The organism is Gimesia chilikensis, from assembly GCF_008329715.1.
Taxonomy (GTDB): Bacteria; Planctomycetota; Planctomycetia; order Planctomycetales; family Planctomycetaceae; genus Gimesia; species Gimesia chilikensis.
This window is the reverse complement of record NZ_VTSR01000028.1, coordinates 1-607: the sequence shown is the minus strand read 5'-3', so window position 1 is coordinate 607 and position 607 is coordinate 1. Positions and strand designations below refer to the sequence as shown.

Below are 607 nucleotides of genomic sequence, written 5' to 3'. Positions count from 1 at the left end.
ACCGGCCGGGTTCCACGTCGAACTCCCAGCTGGCTGTATTGGCACCACTGCCGCCGACGTAAGGCACTCCCGTGTACAGGAACTCCGGATCACCCACAACGCCCGGAATGTGTTCATTCCAGGTGCCGGTTCTGGTAAAGTCGCCATCGTTGATACCGACGGTTGCCGGCCCGGCGGCTCCCGTTACGGTGAAGTTGTAAGGATTCTCATCCGCGTCACCCGTGGTGAAGGAGATCTGACCGAAGGTCGAACCGGTGGTCCCGCCATCAAACTGGATGGTGAAGGTCACCGATCCACCGCCGGGAATGTTCACAGGCACGGTATCCGTTCCGAACGGGGAAGCAGGATCAATGCTGAACCCGGGCGGGAACTCGATCAGGCCGGTCACATCGACCGGATCTGCGGAGAGATTGGTCACGGTAAAGGTTTTGGAGACCGGAATGCCGGGGATCGTTGTACCGAAGTCAACCACGCCCGTGTCATCGTCGACGACATTGCCGTCCACGGTGACTTCCAGGTCGGGAGTCGGCAGGTATTCGATCCGGACCGCATCGGCGATCACGCCGTTGGCCAGGTCGAAGTGATCCCGCGGGATGCTGCTCGCGTC

Annotated in this window: 1 pseudogene; it reads right to left on the bottom strand. The window is 61.0% G+C overall.

The window, feature by feature from the left end:
* A pseudogene (locus FYZ48_RS29340) lies at positions 1-607 on the bottom strand (hypothetical protein); the annotation flags it as partial.